Raw genomic sequence first — 1,442 nt, forward strand, 5'->3', positions numbered from 1 at the left:
TTTTCGGGGTTTTTTCTATGGAAAAAGCACACTATACTAAAGATAACTAGAGAGAGTGGTGGGAAACTTATGAGTAAAATCTATTTCAACGAACATCAACAAAAAATACTAGAATTGAATCCAAATGTCGCCTCCGTATCTGATCGAGCAATTCAATATAATCCAGCGTTTAAAATACGGGCTGTTAAAGAAAACCAAACTGGAAAAGGTCCTAGCCAAATTTTTATTGAAAATGGATTTGATATAGAGATGATTGGGAAAGATCGGGTGAAAAGCGCAGTAAAAAGTTGGCGGAAACTATTCCAAACCTATGGAGAAGGCGGCTTTTTAGAAGAGCGTAGAGGAAAAGGAAGCACAGGACGACCAACCACACTTCACCTGTCGTCGGAAAAGAAATTGGTGAAAGCTGAAGCGCGTATAAAGTATTTAGAAGCAGAAATTGAACTTTTAAAAAAGCTAGAAGAACTAGAAAGGAAGGCGATGGAACGCAAGTAGCAGCACATGAAAAATATGTAGTTATTTACGAAGTCCTACGTAAACATGGACTTCAAAATTGTGTTTCAGCGCTATGTGAAGAAGCAAAAGTCAGCCGAAGTGGCTATTATGACTGGTTACAAAATATAGAAAAACATGCGATTCGAGAAAATAACGACTATGAAGATTATCTCTTGTTAAAGTGTATCTATGATGCATTCAAAGGGAAAATCGGGTATCGCGGACTCTATATGAAAGTACGCGAATTACTCGACACCCCGATGAATTCGAAAAAAATCCGTCGTCTTATGCGAAAATATAACTTCTTTGCGAAAATCCGTCGTGCTAACCCTTACAAGAAAATTGCCAAAGCGACTCAAGAACACAAAACGCTACCTAACAAATTAAATCGTGAATTCGTACAAGACGAACCAGGAAAAATATTATTAACCGATATTACCTACTTAAAATATCAAGGTAAAACTGCGTATCTCTCCTGCGTAAAAGACGTCGCAACACGAGAAATTCTTGCATATGAATTATCAAGTACACTAAAAATGTCTATTGTTTACCATACACTTAAGAAATTGAATGATAAATTAGAAGGTATAATTCATCCCGAAGCAATGCTTCACTCGGATCAAGGCTTCCACTACACGCATCCAGAATTCCAAAAACGCGTGAAAGAAATGAATTTGGATCAGTCTATGTCTCGAAGAGGCAACTGCATTGATAATGCGCCAATGGAATCCTTCTTTGGCCATATTAAGGATGAATTAGACTATAAACAAGCCAAAAACTTTGAGGAATTGAAACAAATAGTTAATCAATATATGACCTATTACAATGAAACAAGAAAACAATGGAACCTAAAAAAGATGACTCCGATTGAATATCGAAGTCATCTCCTATCTGCTTGATAACCAGCGGGTTTTTTATTAAACTGTCCAATATTAAGGGTTCAGTTC

1 protein-coding gene is annotated in these 1,442 nt (G+C 36.7%); it reads left to right on the forward strand.

Annotated elements, in window-relative coordinates:
- Positions 1 to 69: 69 nt before the first annotated feature.
- Positions 70 to 1,394 (forward strand): IS3 family transposase gene (locus CH76_RS13250; protein ID WP_152553351.1). Its coding sequence is split into 2 segments (ribosomal slippage): positions 70 to 448 and positions 448 to 1,394, totalling 1,326 coding nucleotides; the frame shifts between segments, so codons are not numbered across the junction.
- The last annotated feature ends 48 nt before the right edge of the window (positions 1,395 to 1,442 follow it).

It is taken from the genome of Lysinibacillus sp. BF-4 (genome assembly GCF_000743635.1).
GTDB lineage: Bacteria > Bacillota > Bacilli > Bacillales_A > Planococcaceae > Metalysinibacillus > Metalysinibacillus saudimassiliensis.